12 protein-coding genes are annotated in these 17949 nt (G+C 72.2%); 2 read left to right on the forward strand and 10 right to left on the reverse strand.

Annotation, left to right across the window (positions count from 1 at the left end):
* Positions 1 to 59: 59 nt before the first annotated feature.
* The 6 genes from VM685_RS15900 to VM685_RS15925 all read right to left on the reverse strand — a co-directional run bounded on the left by VM685_RS15900 (position 60) and on the right by VM685_RS15925 (position 11670).
* Complete coding sequence (locus VM685_RS15900) at positions 60 to 3173, reverse strand: TonB-dependent receptor (RefSeq protein WP_325461154.1); 3114 nt, start codon at positions 3171 to 3173, stop codon at positions 60 to 62.
* Positions 3174 to 3473: 300 nt separating this feature from the next.
* The gene (locus VM685_RS15905) at positions 3474 to 5972 is read right to left on the reverse strand and encodes an exo 1,3/1,4-beta-D-glucan glucohydrolase (RefSeq protein ID WP_325461155.1); all 2499 of its coding nucleotides are present in this window, start codon (positions 5970 to 5972) and stop codon (positions 3474 to 3476) included.
* 262 nt (positions 5973 to 6234) lie between these two features.
* Positions 6235 to 7275: a LacI family DNA-binding transcriptional regulator gene (locus tag VM685_RS15910; protein WP_325461156.1), complete on the reverse strand. Its 1041-nt coding sequence runs from the start codon at positions 7273 to 7275 to the stop codon at positions 6235 to 6237.
* 96 nt (positions 7276 to 7371) lie between these two features.
* Positions 7372 to 8457 (reverse strand): carotenoid 1,2-hydratase, encoded by a 1086-nt coding sequence (locus tag VM685_RS15915; RefSeq protein ID WP_325461157.1) that lies wholly within the window; start codon positions 8455 to 8457, stop codon positions 7372 to 7374.
* Complete coding sequence (locus VM685_RS15920; RefSeq protein WP_325461158.1) at positions 8457 to 11015, reverse strand: ABC transporter permease; 2559 nt, start codon at positions 11013 to 11015, stop codon at positions 8457 to 8459. Before VM685_RS15920 ends, VM685_RS15915 begins: the two co-directional genes overlap by 1 nt.
* Positions 11002 to 11670: an ABC transporter ATP-binding protein gene (locus VM685_RS15925; protein WP_325461159.1), complete on the reverse strand. Its 669-nt coding sequence runs from the start codon at positions 11668 to 11670 to the stop codon at positions 11002 to 11004. Before VM685_RS15925 ends, VM685_RS15920 begins: the two co-directional genes overlap by 14 nt.
* 261 nt (positions 11671 to 11931) lie before the next feature.
* Here VM685_RS15925 and VM685_RS15930 point away from each other — a divergent pair, with 261 nt between their 5' ends.
* Together VM685_RS15930 and VM685_RS15935 are read left to right on the forward strand one after the other, a co-directional pair.
* The gene (locus tag VM685_RS15930; RefSeq protein ID WP_325461160.1) at positions 11932 to 13029 is read left to right on the forward strand and encodes a hypothetical protein; all 1098 of its coding nucleotides are present in this window, start codon (positions 11932 to 11934) and stop codon (positions 13027 to 13029) included.
* Positions 13026 to 13442 carry a hypothetical protein gene (locus tag VM685_RS15935; RefSeq protein ID WP_325461161.1) on the forward strand — a complete coding sequence of 139 codons (417 nt, stop codon included), beginning with the start codon at positions 13026 to 13028 and terminating at the stop codon, positions 13440 to 13442. Before VM685_RS15930 ends, VM685_RS15935 begins: the two co-directional genes overlap by 4 nt.
* 25 nt (positions 13443 to 13467) lie before the next feature.
* Here the strand turns inward: VM685_RS15935 and VM685_RS15940 are convergent, their stop codons facing one another.
* From VM685_RS15940 to selD, 4 genes are all read right to left on the reverse strand, one after another.
* Positions 13468 to 15096 carry an ABC-F family ATP-binding cassette domain-containing protein gene (locus tag VM685_RS15940; RefSeq protein ID WP_325461162.1) on the reverse strand — a complete coding sequence of 543 codons (1629 nt, stop codon included), beginning with the start codon at positions 15094 to 15096 and terminating at the stop codon, positions 13468 to 13470.
* A 100-nt stretch (positions 15097 to 15196) separates the two neighbouring features.
* Complete coding sequence (locus tag VM685_RS15945; protein WP_325461163.1) at positions 15197 to 15925, reverse strand: 16S rRNA pseudouridine(516) synthase; 729 nt, start codon at positions 15923 to 15925, stop codon at positions 15197 to 15199.
* Positions 15922 to 16824 carry a class I SAM-dependent methyltransferase gene (locus tag VM685_RS15950; RefSeq protein ID WP_325461164.1) on the reverse strand — a complete coding sequence of 301 codons (903 nt, stop codon included), beginning with the start codon at positions 16822 to 16824 and terminating at the stop codon, positions 15922 to 15924. The genes VM685_RS15945 and VM685_RS15950 overlap by 4 nt, the downstream gene beginning before the upstream one ends.
* Entirely contained in the window at positions 16821 to 17879 is a 1059-nt protein-coding gene (gene selD, locus VM685_RS15955; protein WP_325461165.1) for a selenide, water dikinase SelD, read from the reverse strand. Before selD ends, VM685_RS15950 begins: the two co-directional genes overlap by 4 nt.
* Between the last annotated feature and the right edge of the window lie 70 nt (positions 17880 to 17949).

Genomic DNA, 17949 nt, shown 5'->3' on the forward strand with positions numbered 1-17949 from the left:
CTGAGGCGAAAAAGGCCGCTGCGGGCAGCGGCCTTTCCCGTCCCGGACGGCCGTCCCGGTCAGAACCGGTAACGGGCGCCCACAAGGTAGCGCGTGTCCAGCTCCTGCGCGAACCAGAGCTGGTTCTCGTCACGAGCGTAGGTGCGCAGGCTCTCCTCGAAGATGTTGATGGCCTCGAAGGAGATCGCCAGCTTCTCGTTCACGTCATAGCTGACGTTCAGGTCGACCTGGGCGAAGGGCGCCACGAACACCGGGTTGCGCGAGCCGCCGCGGTTGGTCTGGGCCAGGAACTTGTCCCGCCAGTTGTAGGCCAGCCGCGCCGACACCCCGTATTTGTCGTAGATCAGGGTGGCGTTGGCGGTGTCGCTGAGCCCCAGCAGGGCGAACTGGTCCTGCCCGGGGTCGGCGCCGATGTTGAAGCCGATGTCGCCTTCCACCCGGGTGTAGGCCCCGGCGACCCCGAAGCCGGTTTCGCCGAAGAAGTGGGTGCCGGCGATCTCGAAGCCGTAGATCCGCGCCGACCGGTTGTTGATCGGCTGCGCCACCTGGAAGTTCATCAGGGGATCGGTGGCGTTGGCCTCGATGTTCACCGCCGCCAGGATCTGGTCGACGAAGGCCTGGTTCAGATCGCCCAGGCCGCCGCCCGGAAGCACCGTCCGGTTGGCCTGGAACTGGGCCCGCGCCGCGTCCACCGAGCCCGTCGTGATGATCAGGGCCGTGGCCGTGAACAGGTTCACGTCGGTCTGGTCGGCGCCGACGCCGGTCAGCAGCTCGCGCGCCTGGCCGGAGCGGGTGCCGGGCTGGCCGGAGCTCGGGTCACGCAGGTCGAAGAGGTTCCGCGTCACGGTGCCCGTGCCCACGAAGTTGTTCACCCGCTTCTCGAAGAAGCCCGCCGAGATGAAGCTGCCGGGCTTGTAGTACCACTCCAGCGACACGTCGAAGTTGTCGGAGATCAGCGGCTCCAGGTCCGGGTTGCCCGAGGTGCCGAGCGGCGTGGCGCCGTTGGCGATCGGGCGGTTCGGGGCCTGGGCGGTGACCGAGGCGAACAGCTGGCCATAGTCGGGCCGCGCAATGGTGCGGCTGAACGAGGCCCGGGCGATCAGGTCCTCGCGAACCTCCATCTGGAAGTCGAGGGCCGGCAGCAGGTTGTTGTACTTGCCCTTGCCCGACACCGGCTGGCGCTCGCTGCTGGTGGCGACGGTGAAGTCGTTGTCCGCCGTCCAGATGATCGCCCGCGGCACCGCGAGCTCGGAGGTGGAGTCCACCTCCGTGCGCTCGTAGCGGACGCCGGCGACGACGCTGGTGGCCATGCCCGCCAGCTCGCCTTTCCAGGTCACCTGGCCGTAGGCCGCCAGGATGTTCTCGTCGACCCGGTTGTTGTTCTGGCCGGTGATCCCCACCGCGTTGCCGCGCTGCACATAGACCGGCGACAGGGCGTTGTAGAGGTCGACGGCATTGGCCCGGAAGGCGATCAGGCCGGGGCCCGTCTGGTTCAGGTCGTAGCTGTTGAAGGCGCACGCCAGGCAGAACTCGCGCACCAGGTTGCCGGCGATCTGGCTCACGTCGCGCGGGTTGGAGATGCCCCAGGAGCCGAGGTCCTGCTGGGTGTTGATGTTCGACTGGCGCATCTGGGAGTCGCGGTAGTTCACGCCGAAGTCGAAGCGGCTGCCCCAGTCGTCGAGCTCCCACGTCGCGTCGGCGCGGATCTCCTTGACCTCCTGAGACTGGCGCTGGGACGAGGTCCGCGCCACCTGCGAGCCCAGGTCGCCGATGTCGAGCACGCCGTTGCCGTTGCCGCGCGGCAGCGCGTCGTTGATGGCCATCGACTGCACGGGCACGTCGCCCGAGTAGTCCACCGAGTGCGTCCGGGTGACCGGGGCGCCGATGGCCACCAGGGTGGCGCTCGTGCCGTTCGGCGCGCCGGGCTTGGAGTTGGCCTTCGACATGTGGCCGTCCAGCGAGACGGTGAGCCGCTCGGTCACCCGCCACTCGCCGTTGAGCCCGAAGGACTCCAGGCTGTCGGTGTTGGCCCGGTACTGCTGCTCGTAGCCGGTGTCCTTGGTGCCGCTCAGCGTCTCCTCGAGGAAGATCGCCGTCGCCACCGTGGGGTTGTCGTCGAAGACCACCCGGTCGAACGGGCGGTTGAACCAGTTGGTCTGGTCGTTCCGCTGCTCGTGGGCCTTGTTGCGCGCATAGAGCACGTCGGCCGTCAGCGTGATCGCGTCCGTCGGCTTGAACTGCAGGGTGGCCTGGGCGTTCACCCGCTCCCGCTCGCCTTCCGCGAAGTGGTAGCGGCTGTCGTTGGGGATCGCGACCAGGGTGTTCGGATCCGACGGCGCATTGGTGATCTGCGTCGAGTTGTTGTTCCGGACGAAGCCGTTGGCCGGGTTCAGGAAGTTGGACAGCCGGCGGATGTTCCAGTCGTTGGACGTGGCGCTGCGGCTGGTGAAGTTCCGCTTCTGGTAGCTGCCGAACACCGAGACGCCGAACATGTCGTTCGGGTCCGCCCAGTTGATCAGGCCCGAGAGCTCCGGGGTGATCTTGTCGGCGTCGTCGAGGCTCTCCTCGACGCCGGTGTCGTAGAGGCCCTTGATGCCGACGCTGCCGCTGAAGCCCGGCTCGGCGTCCAGCGGACGGCGGGTGCGGACGTTGATCGTGGCGCCGATGCCGCCGGACGGGATCGCCGCGCGGCCGGTCTTGTAGACCTCCAGCGTGCTGACGCCTTCCGAGGCGAGGTTCGAGAAGTCGAACGACCGGCTGGTGCCACCGGCGAAGTCGGCCGACTGGTCGCCGCCCACCGTCTGGACGTTGGCCGTGGGCATCGAGCGCCCGTTCAGCGTCACCAGGTTGAAGCCGCCGCCGAAGCCGCGGACCGTCACCTGCGAGCCTTCGCCGTTCGAACGGTCGATGGCCACGCCTGGGATCCGCTGCAGCGACTCCGCGAGGTTGGTGTCGGGGAACTTGCCGATGTCCTCGGCGGCGATCGCCTCGACCACGCCGCTGTTGTTGCGCTTGATGTCGATGGCTTGTTCGATGGATGCGCGGATCCCGGTGACGACGACCTCGTCGACGGCGGATTCCGTGGGCTGGGCGCTTGCCTGGCCAGCCGCGAAGAGCGCGGCCGACAGGACGACAAACGACGCAGACGTATGCAAGCGGTTACGCCGCTTCATGGCTGTTCCCCCCTAAGTTCGGGCACAAGATGGACTTGGCTTATTGCGCACTGGTTCAGTCTCGCAGTCCGATTACTTCTCGGCCCCTGCGATACTTAAGACGCTGTTGTTACGGTAGCGGTATCATCTGCATGTCTAATCAGTCAAGACGGCCTCCTGAGTTTTTTGACAACGCTGACATAAGCTTTTGACGAAACTGTCTAAAACGCGGGCCCTACTCGGCCCCGAGCCTTGCGGCCGCCCCCGCGGGGCGCCTCCCGGCCCTTCAGCGACTCCACCTCCCCTGGCGCGTACGCACGGTCATGGGCACACCGCGTCGTTCTGGTTCGGCGCGAGCTTCAGCTCCGCCACCGAGAGCCCCAGCCGTCCCGCAGATCCGATGGAGACCGGCGACGTCACCGCCGCCAGGTCCTCGCCGTCGCGGCGGAAGCAGGCGAGCTTCACCTTCAGCGTCCGCCACTCGCCGGCCGGCGCGGCCTTCAGCACCCCGTCCAGCGCCACCCAGGTCTTGCCGAGGCCGAGCCGAACGGGCCCGTCCGGCGCCTGGTCGACGCGGTAGGTGATGGAAAGCGCCATGTCGCCGTTGGCCTGGCGGGTGAGGTCGGCGGCCGGGCCGGTGATCGCGGCCTCCGCCGGTCCGGTCCAGGTGAGCCCGCGCGCCGCGCCCTGCACGCCCGAGGCGTCCACCAGGCTGAGCGTCAGCGCCCCGCGCGGGCTGGCGATGGCGGCGGCGCCCACCTGGGCCTCGCCGCCGGGGTCGCGCAGCACCAGCCGCCAGGGCTCCTGCACCTTGCCGCCCACCAGGTAGCGGTCCGGATTGGCCGTGGCGCTGACCACGCCGGAGACCTCCGACAGCCGACCGAGGCTCTTCCGGTCGCGGTAGGTCAGGCCGTAGCCGTAGGCGAACAGCGGGTCGTACCCGGCCTCGCCCCGGTTCAGGCGGTACTGGCTGGCGAGCTTGGGCCAGGAATAGGAGAGCTTGCCGCGGAAGTCGTGGCGCGCCCGGCCGCGGGCGTCGCCCACCAGCACGTCGGCCACGCCGCCGCCCTCGGTCCCCGGCAGCCAGGCGGCCACGAAGGCGTCGGCGGCGTTGAGCTCGGGGTTCACCCACAGCGGCCGGCCGGACAGGAAGACCGCCACCACCGGCACCCCCTGCCCCTTCAGCCTGCGCATCAGGGCGAGGTCCGCCTCGGGCTGGTAGTCGAGGTTCGGCCGGTCGCCAAGGAACTCGGCGTAGGGGTCCTCGCCGAACACCACCACGGCCACGTCGGGCTTGGTGGTGAAGCTGCCGTCGGGACTGAACTCAGCCTGGCCGCCGGCCGCCGTCACCGCCTCGCGCAGCCCGGCCCACAGGGTCTGGCCGTTCGGGAAGTGCTCGGCCTTGTTGCCGGTCCCCTGCCAGCTCAGCGTCCAGCCGCCGGTCTGCTTGCCGAAGTCGTCGGCCCCCGCCCCGGCCACCAGCACCCGGGCCGAGCCGCGGATCGGCAGGACGCTACCGTTGTTCTTCAGCAGCACGAGCGACTCGCGCACCGCCTGGCGGGCGATCGCCCGGTGCTCGGCCTTGCCGACCTCGTCCAGCCGCCCCTCGAGCGGCTTCGGTCCGAACAGGCCGGTCTTGACCTTCACCCGCAGAATCCGCCGGACGGCGTCGTCGAGCCGGGCCATCGGGATCTCGCCGGATTTCACCTGCGCCAGGGTGTTGCGGTAGAGTCCCTTCCAGCTGTCGGGGGCCATGACCATGTCGATCCCGGCGTTGATCGCCTGGGGGCAGCTCTCGTTGCTGCAGCCCTCGACCTGGCCGTGGGCGTTCCAGTCGCTGACCACGAAGCCGTCGAAGCCCATCCGGCCCTTCAGCACGTCGGTCAGCAGGCTCCGGTTGCCGTGGTTCTTGACCCCCTGCCAGCTCGAGAACGACGCCATCACGGTCATCACCCCGGCGTCGATCGCCGAGACGTAGCCGGGGGCGTGGATGCGGGCGAGATCGGCCTCGCTGTCCTTGTTGTCGCCCTGGTCCTTGCCGTTCTCGGTGCCGCCGTCGCCGATGAAGTGCTTGGCCGAGCCGGCCACCCGGCCCTGGGCCAGCGACGGCCAGGCGTCCGGCGCGCCCTGCAGGCCCATCACCAGCTCTCGGGCATAGGCGCGGGCGACCTCCGGATCCTCGGCGTAGCCCTCGTAGGTGCGGCCCCAGCGGTCGTCGCGGACCACCGCCACCGTCGGCCCGAAGGCCCAGTCCCAGCCGACCGCCGCGGTCTCGCGGGCGGTGACCTCGCCGATCCGGCGGATCAGCGCCGGGTTGCGCGCCGCGCCCAGGCCGATGTTGTGCGGGAAGACCGTGGCGCCCACGATGTTGCTGTTGCCGTGCACCGCATCGAGCCCGAACATCAGCGGGATCGGCGGCCGGCCGTCGCGCGACGGCTGGGCCGCGCGGAAGGCCCGCGCGGTGTCGAGCCAGGCCTTGGCCGGGGACCGGTCGGGCGCCCCCAGCGGCGGGCTGTCGCCGCCCGCCAGGATCGAGCCCAGGGGATAGTCCTTCAGGTCCTGCGGCTTCACATTGCCGACGTCGCCCTGGATCAGCTGGCCGACCTTCTCCTCGACCGTCATCCGGCTCATCAGTTCGGTGACGAAGGCCTCGGTCTTCGCATCGCTCAGCGCCGCGGGGCTCCGGGCGGCGGGCCAAGCCTGGGGATTCGCCACGCCCGGCCCGGCGGCCAGCGCCGGCCCCGCCTGCCCGGCGACGAGCGCGAGCACGGCGGCGCCGGCCATGGCGCTCGTCCGCAGGGCGGGGCGGCGGGCGGTCATCGTCTCCCGCTCCCCTCTAGGCGAAGGGAAAAGGACGGCGCGGCGAAGGGGCGCCGCGCCAGTCAGGGGAAGTCCGGGAAGCGACGGACGCGGATGCGCTGCGCAAGGCGCGAGGCGGGTTCATTTGTCTCCTCCTGGGACGGCCGTCGTTCAGCGCGGCCGATCCGTGTTCATCGAACTCTGCGGAACCTTGACAACGCTGTCAACAAAAACCGGTAGCGCTAACAATCGTTTTAATCGGAGGTGTCTGAACGGCCCGGCTTCAGGTGGGGCGGGCGGGTTCCCGGCGCGGGGCGGCGGTGGATTCGCGCACCACCAGGTCGAAGGGGAGCTCCCGCGCCGGCGGCGGGCCGGGGTCGCTCGGGTCCCACGCCCCCTCGATCAGCATCCCGGCCGCCGCGGCCGCCATCTCGAAGATCGGCTGGCGCACCGTGGTCAGCGGCGGGGTCGAGGTCATGGCCGCCGGCGTGTCGTCGAAGCCCGCCACCGACAGGTCCGTGGGCACCGCCAGCCGGCAGCGGTGGGCCACCGCCAGCACGCCCAGGGCCATGTCGTCGTTGCTGGCGAAGATCGCGGTCGGCCGGTCGTCGCTCCCCAGCAGCACCTCGGCGGCCTCGTAGCCGGAGCGGAACGAGAAATAGCCCTGCACCACCCGGTCCTCGCGCACCGTCCGGCCGCTGTCGCGCATGGCCGCGCGGAAGCCCTCCAGGCGCTGGCGGCTGGCCCCGTGGTCCGGGTGGCCGACGATGAAGCCGATGTCGGTGTGGCCGAGCCCCAGCAGGTGCTCTGTCATCTCGTAGGCCGCCTGCCGGTCGTCGATGCGCACGCACGCCGCGCGCTCCGGGTCGCCGGCCGGCGCGATCCGCACATAGGGCGTGCCCGCCTCGTCCAGGGCCTGCAGCACCTGCGGCCGGTCCGACACCGGCGGCGTCAGGATCGCCCCGTCGGGCCTGAGCGTCATCAGCGTGCTGCGGGTCAGTTCCGGCGCGCCGGGGGCGGCCGAATCCAGCGGCTCGACCACCAGGTGGTAGCCGTCCTTGCGGCAGCGGCTCACCGCCCCGCGCTGCACGTCGCTCACGTAGTTGGGGCTCGGATTGTCGGAGAACAGCGCCACCAGGTAGGAGCGTGACCCCGCCAGGCTGCGCGCCGAGACGCTCGGCCGGTAGCGCAGGGTCTCGGCCGCGGCGAGCACCCGCTCGCGCGTCGCCGGCTTCACGTTCGGCTCCTTGTTGAGCACCCGCGAAACCGTCTTGATGGACACGCCCGCGCGCTCGGCGACGTGATGGATGGTGACAGTGGCCACGGCTTCCCTATGGAGCGGCGCGTTCCGCGTGCGCGAGGCTAAGCCGTCCGCCGCGTCACGCAAGCCCCGCGCCCCGGCCCGGCCCGGCCCGGCCCGCTACAGGCTGAGCGGCGAGACGTAGCCCGTCAGCTCCAGGTATCCCCGGCCGCCGACCGTGCTCACCGCGCCTTCCCAGTAGACCGGGCCGCCGGTCCGCCGGCTGTCGAGCTCCTGGTTGTCGAACAGCGGCGTCAGCCGGAAGCGCCGGACGCCCGCCCGCGTGGTGACGGCGACCTCCTGCTGGACGGGATAGCGCCCGCCCGTGGCCGGGGAGCGCCACAGTCGCTCGGCGCGGAACCTGACGTCCTCGGGCCCCAGGCGCGTCAGCGTCCCGTCCCCGCTGCGCAGCGAGCCGCCGGCCCAGAGCGCCCGCCCCGCCCGGTCGCGGACCTGGAACGCGGTCAGCGCCCCGCCGTCTTCGAGGTTGAGCCCCACCCAGTCCCATCCGACCGCGCGCGGATCGAGCAGGGTGGACGACCACTCGTGGTCCAGCCAGGCGCGGCCGGTCACCCTGACGCGCCGGCCGCCGTGGACGATGGAGCCGGAGACGCTCAGCTGTGGCTGGCTGTAGTAGTAGCTCGCCTGCCCCGGCCGCGGTCCCTTGCGGCTGAACCCCGCCTGGCCCTGCAGCAGGACGGGTTGGGTGGGAACGAACGCCAGGTCGAGGGCGAAGTCCTTGCCGCCGGCCCGGGCGGTGAACCGGTCGTCCCGGCCGCGGGCCAGCCGCCAGTCCAGCAGGGTGACGTCGGCGTCGCCGACCGCCGCCTGGGCCAGGCCCAGCCCCTGGCGCGCGATCCGCCCCTCGTGCAGCAGCCGGCCGAGCCTCGGGTCCGACAGGGCCGCGTGGGCGAACAGGATCTGCTTCGGGGCGAAGGCGCTCGGGTTGCGCTGGTCCACCGGCAGCCGGCTGCGGAAGAAGGTGACCTGGAACCCGAGGTCGCGGCCGTCCGGCGTCTCCAGCCAGCCGGTGACGTACCACCACTCGGTGCGGAACTCCGGATGCGCGCCGTGGTCGCGCGGGAAGACCAGCGGGCGGTCGGCCCGCACCGGCGCATAGGTGGGAAGCACCGGTCCGCCGGGCGCGGCCGCGGCCAGCAGCGCTGCGGCCAGCATCAAGACCAGGCGCCGGGCGTGCCGCCGCATCACCAGTCCTCCCGCACGGCGCGCACCGCGTCGGCCGACAGCGCGCGGCGCCCGGCCAGCACCGCGGTCAGGGCGCACGCCCCGATGAGGCTGACCGCAAGGCTCGCGAACAGGACGAGCGGCACCCGGGTGTCCATGGTCCAGTAGAACGACTGCGGGTTCACCACGTGGATCAGCACCTGGCTCATCGCCAGCCCCAGCCCGAGCCCCGCCACCAGGCCCACGGCGCCCAGGGCCGCGCCTTCGCAGGCGAGCATGGCGATGATCTGCCGCCGCAGCACGCCCACGTGGCGCAGCATCCCGAACTCCTTCGTCCGCGCCAGGGTCTGGGCCGACATGGTGGCCGCCACCCCGGCCAGCCCGACGGCGATGGCGATGGCCTCCAGGGCGTAGGTGAGCGCGAAGCTGGAATCGAACACCTGCAGCGCGATCGCCCGCATCTGGCGCGTCTCCACGAACTGCGCCTGCGCGGCGAGCGGCCCCGGCAGGGCGGCGCGGATCGCGCTCGCCGCGGCGGCGGGTCGGACGCCCGGCTGCAGGTCCACGGACGCCTCGTTGCGCAGGCGGTCGCCGGTCAGCCGGGCGTAGTCGGCGTCATCCATGGCGATCGCGCCCGCCTGGCGTGCGTAGTCGCGCCAGACGCCGGCCACGAACACCTCGGGCGCGCCGGGAAGCGGCAGTTGCAGCTGCTCGCCGACCTCGATGCCGTAGAGGCGCGAGGCGGGCTCGGAGACCCAGACCGGCAGGGCCGCCGCCGGGGCCCGCGCCGTGCGGCCGATGATCGGCAGCGTGCCCGCCGGCGCGCCGCGCGCGACCGGCCGGACCACCAGCATCGCCGGCGGGCGGTCGGGCGACAGCTGCAGGGGCAGGGTCTTCTGGAAGAGCACCCCGGCGACGCCCGGCGCGGCGGCGATCCTGGACTGCTGGTCGGGGTCGAAGCCGCCGCCCTCCACGCGGAACAGCAAGTCGCCGGGCAGGATGTCGCCGAGCCAGGCGTCGACCGAGCCGCGCAGGCTGGTCACCATCACGCCCATGGCCGCCATCAGGCTGACGCTGGCGACGATCCCGCACAGCGCGACGGCGGCCTGCGACGGCGCACCCCACAACCGGCTCAGCGCGAGCTCAAGCACCACCCCGCGCGGCGCCGCCTCCTGAAGCGGCGACAGCAGCGCCCGCGCCAGCCACGGCATCGCCGCCACCCCGCCCGCCAGCAGCAGCCCGATGGACAGGTAGCCGAACAGCGACACGCCGCCCACGGCCGGCGCCAGCGCCGCGAGCGCCCCCGCGGCGAGCAGCCCCAGGCCCCAGAGGCCCGAGCGCCGCGTGTCCCCCTCCCCGAGGTCGCCGAGATCCTTGAGCGCGACGCCCGGACGCGCCCGGCCGGCCTCCAGCGCCGGCAGGACGCTGCCCAGCACGGCTGCGGCCAGGCCGAGGACGAAGAACACCGCGACAGCCAGCGGCTCCACCACCAGGTCCGGCGTCGCGCCCCGGAAGAAGCCGCTGCCCAGGTCCCCGCCCAGGATCCCCAGGATCGCCGCCGCCAGTCCGGCGCCCAGCGCCAGGCCGAGCAGGGCCCCCGTCGCGCCCACCACGAGCCCCTCGGCGAGCACCTGCGCCAGGAGCCCTCGCCGCTCGAGGCCCAGCACGCGCAGCAGGGCGAACTGCGGACGCCGCCGCGCCACCGACAGCGACTGGGCGGAAAAGACCAGGAAGCCCCCTGTGAGCAGCGCCACCAGCGCCAGCATCTGAAGATTGACCCGATAGGCCCTCGTCAGGTTGTCGCCCCGGCGCGTTTGCGAGCTGTCCGTCACCACCTGCGCCTCCGGCGGCAGGCGCGAGCGCAGGTCGGCCGCGACGCGCGGCAGGGCGGCGCCCGGGGCGAGCTTCAGGTCGACCCGCTGCAGGCGCCCCAGGCTGCCGAACCGCCACTGGGCGGCGGCGATGTCCACCACCGCGATCTGCTGGCCGCTGTCGCCCATCGGCAGGACGCCGGCGACGCGGAACCCGGCGCTGCGCCCGCCCGCGGTCACCGTCACCCGCTCGCCGAGCCGCGCGCCGCTCGCGGCCAGGGCGGCCGGCGACAGGGAGATGGCGTCGGGATCGAACACCTGCTCGGGCGCCGAGGCCGCCCGCCCGGCGGCGGTCGCCACCAGCGACGGCGTCACCTCGATCGCGCGCAGCGGGTCCAGGCCCAGAAGGCTCAGGCCGCCCTCCTCGAACGACGCGGGTCCCGCGCCGAAGCGCGCCTGCAGCGCCACCACCGGGCTGGCGGCGACGACGCCGGGCGCTCGCGCCAGCACCGCGTACAGCCGCTCGTCGAACCCCAGCGGCGTGCTGGCGGCCACGTGCAGGTCGGCGTCGGCGTTCACCGTCCGCATGGCGCGCGCGAGCTCGGCCTGGGCCGAACCGTTGACCAGGTGCACCGCGAAGCCGAGCGCCACGCCCACCGCCACCGCCAGCGCGGCCACCACCACGCGCCCGGGGTGCGCGCGCCACTCCCCCAGCATCATCCAGGCGAGCGGCGTCGCGCCGAACCGGCGGGCGTCAGCGGCCGTCATGCGGGACCAGGCCGTCGCGGGTGAGCCGGAGCCGCCGGTCGGCCACGGCCGCGGCGCGTTCGGAATGGGTGACCAGGACGGCGGCCGCGCCGGACCCGCGGACCTGCTGCACGAAGAGGTCCAGGATCCGCTCGGCGGTCTCCGGATCGAGGTTGCCGGTCGGCTCGTCGGCCAGGACCAGGGCCGGCCGGTGGACCAGGGCGCGGGCGAGCGCCACGCGCTGCAGCTCTCCCCCCGACAGCTCCGACGGCCGGCTGCCGGCCCGCCCCGCCAGGCCCACCGCCTCGAGCATGGCCGTAGCCCGGCGCAGCCCCTCGGCGCCGCCGGCGCCCTGCAGCACCAGCGGCAGGGCGACGTTCTGGGCGAGGCTCAGGTGCGGCAGGATGTGGAAGGCCTGGAACACGAAGCCGACGCGGTCGCGCCGCAGCCGGGTGCGGCCGTCGTCGTCCAGCGTCTCCAGCGGCTGGCCGGCGACGGCGATGCGGCCGCCGTCGGCGTCGTCCAGGCCGGCGATCAGGTTGAGCAGCGTCGACTTGCCCACGCCGGACTCGCCCGTCACCGCGACGATCTCGCCGGGCGCGACCTCCAGGTCCAGCCGCTCGAACAGGACCCGCCCGCCGGGCACGGACTTGCGCAGCCCCGCAAGGGCCAGCATCGGGGATCTCGGGCGCGCGGTCATCCGGCGGCATCCTAGAGCATCGCAGGCCGCTCGCGCGACGCTTCACCGCCGCGCGGGGCTCGGGCCGGCGGCCGCTGCGGCCCCCGCGCGCGGGGGCCCTTCGCCGCCGCCGATTGCACAGGGCGCAGGCCCGCACCCTGAAGTTGACACGCCACCGCCGAGGCGACAGCTTGGCGTCGGGGCGCGCGGCCGCATGGCCGGCGCGGATGTTGGGGGGTTCCGGTGCGCGCTATCGTCATGTCTTCGCTTTGCCTGGCGCTCGCCGCCTGCGCGACGGTCGAGCCCGTTCCCGTCGCGCGCCCGCTCACCCAGGCCAGCATCGACGCGCTCGGCCCCACCCGGGTGAGCATCACCGGCAACCAGATGGGCGTCGGCAAGAGCTGGTACTACACCGAGGTCAACGGCGCGGGCGCAGGCCTGGCCGGGGCGATCGGCGGCGCCATCGCTGGCGCGATCATCAACGCCGCCCCCTCCGCACGCGCCAATCGCCAGGCGTCGGAGATCGCCGAGGTGGTCACCCCGCCGAAGCTCGACGAGTCCCTGGCCGGCGCCGTGCGCGGCCACGTCTCGCCGCCGCGCCCGAACGCGGTCACCATCAGCGACGTGGTCATCACCCAGAAGGCCGTGACGCCGGGCGACCTCGACGACGCGGTGGAGATCGTCACCAACTACACCCTGTCCGAGGACTCCAGCGTCCTGCGGGTCGTCTCGGTGGCGACCTACAAGAACGCCGCGATCCCCTACAGCACCCCCTACGCCTTCAAGAAGCAGCCGCCGGCCTCGGAGAAGACCGGGCCGGTCTACCGCAACACCTTCACCTACTATTCCACCCCCTTGCCGGTGCCGAACCTCACGCCGGAACTCAAGGAACGGCTCGTCGCCTCGGCGCGCGAGAGCGCCCGCGACGAGAACGGCGCCATGCCGGCCGAGGACAGCCGCGAATTCAAGGCCCTGCAGCGGGAGATCGAACTCGCCCAGGACGACAAGCTGACCGGCGGCGAGACCTCCGTCTTCCTGACCCGCGAGTGGCTGAAGGACGACGGCGCGCCCCTGGCGCGCGAGGTCGAGAAGGCGCACGCCTTCGTGGCCAAGTACGTGGCCCTGGACCTCAACCGCACCGCCGTCCCTTCGCTGACCGGCACGGACGAGTTGCTCGAGACCACCGCCGATGACCGGACCGTCCGGCGCATCGGGGCCGGCCCGGAGGCGGGCTCCTACGTCTCCTCGGCCGCGAACGTCACCGCGCCCGCCACCTACGGCAACGCCGTGGCCGTCGGCAAATCCACGGTGACCTACGTCAACGGCCTGAAGCGGCAGGCCAAGCAGGGCAAATGAGGCCGCTGCACACGGGAGTGGCGCTGTTCGCCATCGGGGCGGCGTTGAGCCTGCAGGCCTGCGCCACGCCGGAGCCCGTCGCCTACGGCCCGATCGGCGAGACCGTCCGCTACGGCTACAGGGACCGGCCCAACCCGGATGGCGGCCACACCTTGCTGGTCGTCATGCCGCCGCACGCCGCGCTCACCGAAGCCCGCGCCTTCTGGGACCGTCGGGCCGAGGAGCTGTGCCCGGGCGGCGTGGCCAAGCGCAACGTCTTCCGGGCCGAGCGCAAGGAGGCGATGCTTCCGGCCGGCTACGTCTACAACGGCGCCGGCGTCTCGAGCCGCGCCACCACGGCCTATGAGGTCGAGGGCTACGTCTACTGCAAGCCCACCGGCGCCGCCGAGCCGGGCGCGGGATCGGGGACCTGAGCCTCGGTCGCAGGCCTCAGGGCCGCTACCCTCCCGGGTGCAGTCCGGGCGCCTCCTGGCCCGTGCGGGCGACATATTCCGTATAGCCGCCGCCGTACTGGTGAACCCCCTCGGGGGTCAGCTCCAGCACCCGGTTCGACAGCGCCGCCAGGAAGTGGCGATCGTGGCTGACGAACAGCATGGTGCCCTCGAAGTCGGCCAGGGCCTGGACCAGCATTTCCTTGGTCGCCATGTCGAGGTGGTTGGTCGGCTCGTCGAGGACCAGCAGGTTCGGCGGGTCGAACAGCATCCTGGCCATGACGAGGCGCGCCTTCTCGCCGCCGGACAGGACGCGGCAGGGCTTTTCCACATCGTCGCCGGAGAAGCCGAAGCAGCCGGCCAGCGTCCGTAGCGCGCCCTGGCCGGCGTGGGGGAAGGCGCTGTCGAGGGTTTCGAAGATCGTCTCCTCGCCGTCCAGCAGGTCCATGGAGTGCTGGGCGAAATAGCCCATCCGCACGCTGGCCCCGATGTTCACCGCGCCCTTGTCCGGGGCCGTGGCGCCGGCCACGAGCTTCAGCAGGGTCGACTTGCCCGCGCCGTTGGCGCCCAGCACGCACCACCGTTCCTTGCGGCGCACGAGGAAGTCGAGGCCATCGTAGATCGACTGGTCGCCATACCCCTTGTGGACGTTGCGCAGGCTGATCACGTCGTCGCCCGACCGTGGCGGGCTGCGGAACTCGAACTGGACCGTCTGGCGGCGGCGCGGCGCCTCGACCCGCTCGATCTTGTCGAGCTTCTTCACCCGGCTCTGGACCTGGGCGGCGTGGCTGGCGCGCGCCTTGAACTTCTCGATGAACTTGATCTCCTTGGCCAGCATGGCCTGCTGGCGCTCGTACTGCGCCTGGCGCTGCTGTTCGCTCAGTGCGCGCTGCTGGTCGTAGAAGTCGAGGTCGCCCGAGTAGGTGATCAACGAGCCGGCGTCGATCTCCACCACCTTGCCGATGATCCGGTTCATGAAGGCGCGGTCGTGCGAGGTCATCAGCAGCGCGCCGTCGTACGACTTGAGGAAGGCCTCCAGCCAGATCAGGCTTTCCAGGTCGAGGTGGTTGCTGGGCTCGTCGAGCAGCATGGCGTCGGGGCGCATCAGCAGGATGCGGGCCAGGGCCACGCGCATCTTCCAGCCGCCGGACAGCAGGCCGACGTCGCCGTCCATCCGCTCCTGGCTGAAGCTCAGGCCCGCCAGCACCTCGCGCGCACGGGCTTCCAGCGCATAGCCGTCCAGCTCCTGGAAACGCTCCTGCACCTCGCCATAGCGTTCGATGATCGCGTCGAGTTCGTCGGCCTGGTCGGGATCGACCATGGCGGCCTCGAGCCTGGCCATCTCGGCGGCCAGCGCGCTGACGGGGCCGACGCCGTCCATCACCGCGGCGACGGCGCTCTGGCCCGACATCTCGCCGACGTCCTGGCTGAAATACCCGATGGTTAGGCCCGGGTCCGTCACCACCAGGCCGTCGTCGGGCTGTTCCTGCCCGGTGATCATGCGGAACAGCGTCGTCTTGCCGGCGCCGTTCGGGCCGACGAGCCCGACCTTCTCGCCCTTCTGGACGCCCATCGAGGCCTCGATGAACAGGATCTGGTGGCCGTTCTGCTTGGAGATGTTGTCGAGGCGGATCATCGGGCGGTCTGCTAGCCCGCGTCCGAGGAGAACGCCAGCCCAGGCCCAGGGGCGTCTTGTCCCACCGACTTCGCGCGATAGTCAGAGCAACTGTTCCGCCTCACGCGAAGATGCGGGCGATCTCCTCGTCCGACATCATTCGCCACGCGCCGGGCGCCAGGTCATGCGGCAGGTCCAGGCCACCGATGCGGTCGCGATGCAGCGCCGTCACATGGTTGCCCACCGCGGCGAACATCCGGCGCACCTGGTGATAGCGGCCTTCGCTGATTGTCAGGCGGGCCGACGTGGCGGACAGGGGCTCGAGGACGGCGGGGGCCAGGGGCTTGTCCTCGCCCTCCAGCAGCAGCTCGCCGGAGGCGAACTGCGCCGCCTCGCGCCCGTCGAGCGGCCGCGCGAGGGTCACCACATAGCGCTTGGCGACGTGCCGCTTCGGGGAAATGATCCGGTGCAGCAGCGCGCCATCGTCCGTGAGCAGCAACAGGCCCGAGGTGTCCTTGTCGAGCCGGCCCACCGTCGAGATCGCCGGTTCACGGGCCTGCCAGCGCTGCGGCAGCAGGTCGTAGACGAGCCGCCCCGGATCCTTGTGCGAGCAGGTGACGCCCAGCGGCTTGTGCATGACCAGCGCCAGGCCCGGCGGCGGGTCGAGAGGCTGGCCGCGGATCTGCATTCGCTGGCTGAGGTCGGGGGTGACCGGCAGCTTCAGGCTCGCGTCGCTCACGGGCCGGCCGTCCAGCACCACCTGCCCGGCGCGCGCCAGCGCCTGGACCTCCTTGCGGGAGCCGTAGCCCATGTTGGCCAGCAGGCGATCCAGCCGCGCCGTCACCGTCATTTCCGCGCCTCGTAGACCTTGAAGCCTTGGGCTTCGCTCTTCAGCGCCACCTTGCTGAACAGCTCGGCCAGCACCGCCTCGTAAGGCAGGTGGCGGTTGGCGACCAGCCAGAGCGCGCCGCCGCGCCGCAGCACCTGATGCGCCCGGCGAATGAAGGCGCGCCCAAGCTCGCGGTCCTCCGCGCCTGCGTCATGGAACGGCGGGTTCATGACCACGAAGTCCAGGTCCGCGAGGTCGGGCGCCCTGCGCGCGTCCGCCCAGTGGAAGCGGGCCCGGGGATCCTCGACGTTGCGCCGCGCCGCCGCCACGGCCCGGCCATCGATGTCCACGAGGTCGAGCTGGCTCACGGCGGGGCTGGTCAGGACGGCCCTCGCCAGCACGCCGACGCCACATCCGAGGTCCCCGCCGCGGCCCGACAGGGCGGGAAGGCCGGCGACCAGCAGGCCGCTGCCGGGGTCGGGCCGGTCCCAGCTGAAGACGCCAGGCTGGCTCCAGAGGCCGAGCCTCGGCGCCGCCTGCGGGCCGCCCTGCGCAATCGCGTCGTCCAGGCCGACAAGCTCATTCGCCTGGCGCGCCTGGACGATCCGCTGATGCTGACGGCCCGTCTCCACCACCTCGCAGCCGAACGCCTCCAGCTCCTTGCCGAGGCGTGATCCGCCCTTGTCCTTCGGCGCCACCGCGGTCAGGGCGCCGCCCGGGCGCAGCGCCCGCAAGGCCAGCGCCAGCACATAGCGCCGCTCCAAGGTGCCGGGCGGCGCGGCGATCACCGCGACGTCCAGGCTCTCCCTTTCGAGGTCCTCGAGCGGCGCGGAGCCCGGGACGAGCGGGGAGACCTGGACCGCACCCGCCGGCGCGGACGCCAGGGCGGGCGGCGGCGAGCCGTAGACGATGGCGCTCAAGCGGCCTGGTCCAGGATCCGGACGCCGGGCGCGCCCTGGCGCAGGCGGCCGACGATCCGCGTCGCGCCGAACCCCGCCGCTCGCGCCTGGTCGACCAGGGTTTCGGCGCAGTCGGGCGCCACCGCGATAAGCAGTCCGCCGCTGGTCTGCGGGTCACACAGCAGGTCCCGCCGCCACTCGGCGAACCCCACGGGCGTCTCCACCGCTTCGCCGTAGCTGGCCCAGTTTCGCCCTGAGGCGCCGGTGCGCACGCCGGCCTGCGCCAGCGCCTGCGCCCCCTGGACCCAGGCCGGCGCGTCCGCGAACAGGTCGGCGGCCAGTCCGGAGCCGCGGCAGATTTCGAGGGTGTGGCCCACCAGGCCGAACCCGGTGACGTCCGTGGCCGCGTGCACGCCGGCCCGGTCCGACAGGTCGGCGCCGAAGCGGTTGAGCTGGGTGGTCGTGGCGATCAGCGCCTCGTAGTCGCCGGGCGCCAGCCGATCCTGCTTGAAGCCGGCGCTCAGGACGCCGACGCCCAGCGCCTTGGTGAGCACGAGAAGATCGCCCGCCTGCGCCGTGCGGTTCGTCAGGATCTTGTCGGGATGCGCCAGCCCCAGCGCCACCAGCCCATAGATGGGTTCGGCGCTGTCGATGGAGTGACCGCCCGCCACAGGTATGCCCGCCGCCGCGCACACCGAGGCGCCGCCCGCCAGGATGGCCTGGATGGACTCGATGGGCAGTCGGTCCACGGGCATGCCCACCAGGGCCAGGGCCAGGATCGGTGTCGCCCCCATGGCGTAGACGTCGGAGATCGCATTGGTCGCCGCGATGCGACCGAAGTCGAAGGGGTCATCCACGACGGGCGTGAAGAAGTCGGTGGTCGCCACGAGGGCCTGGCTGTCGTTCAGGCGCCAGACGGCCGCATCGTCCGACGTCTCGGCCCCCACCATCAGGTTCGGGAAGGCGGCCGCGGCGGGCGTGGTCGCGAGGATCTGGCGCAGCACGGCCGGCGAGAGCTTGCAGCCGCAGCCACCGCCGTGGGCCAGGCTGGTCAGTCGGATGGGGTCTGGCGTCATCGGCTTGGTCCTGGCGTGCGCACCGGCGGTGCCGCGCGTTGAGCTAGCTTTTTTCCGCGTTGCGCTCCAC

The organism is Phenylobacterium sp. (assembly GCF_035539035.1).
Lineage (GTDB): Bacteria > Pseudomonadota > Alphaproteobacteria > Caulobacterales > Caulobacteraceae > Phenylobacterium.

What these genes read in the sequence shown, in the direction of transcription:
- VM685_RS15900 (WP_325461154.1), bottom strand. Translation starts at nt 3,173, where the DNA reads ATGAAGCGGCGTAACCGCTTGCATACGTCTGCGTCGTTTGTCGTCCTG.
- VM685_RS15905 (WP_325461155.1), bottom strand. Translation starts at nt 5,972, where the DNA reads ATGACCGCCCGCCGCCCCGCCCTGCGGACGAGCGCCATGGCCGGCGCC.
- VM685_RS15915 (WP_325461157.1), bottom strand. Translation starts at nt 8,457, where the DNA reads ATGCGGCGGCACGCCCGGCGCCTGGTCTTGATGCTGGCCGCAGCGCTG.
- VM685_RS15920 (WP_325461158.1), bottom strand. Translation starts at nt 11,015, where the DNA reads ATGACGGCCGCTGACGCCCGCCGGTTCGGCGCGACGCCGCTCGCCTGG.
- VM685_RS15925 (WP_325461159.1), bottom strand. Translation starts at nt 11,670, where the DNA reads ATGCTGGCCCTTGCGGGGCTGCGCAAGTCCGTGCCCGGCGGGCGGGTC.
- VM685_RS15930 (WP_325461160.1), top strand. Translation starts at nt 11,932, where the DNA reads ATGTCTTCGCTTTGCCTGGCGCTCGCCGCCTGCGCGACGGTCGAGCCC.
- VM685_RS15935 (WP_325461161.1), top strand. Translation starts at nt 13,026, where the DNA reads ATGAGGCCGCTGCACACGGGAGTGGCGCTGTTCGCCATCGGGGCGGCG.
- VM685_RS15940 (WP_325461162.1), bottom strand. Translation starts at nt 15,096, where the DNA reads ATGATCCGCCTCGACAACATCTCCAAGCAGAACGGCCACCAGATCCTG.
- VM685_RS15945 (WP_325461163.1), bottom strand. Translation starts at nt 15,925, where the DNA reads ATGACGGTGACGGCGCGGCTGGATCGCCTGCTGGCCAACATGGGCTAC.
- selD (WP_325461165.1), bottom strand. Translation starts at nt 17,879, where the DNA reads ATGACGCCAGACCCCATCCGACTGACCAGCCTGGCCCACGGCGGTGGC.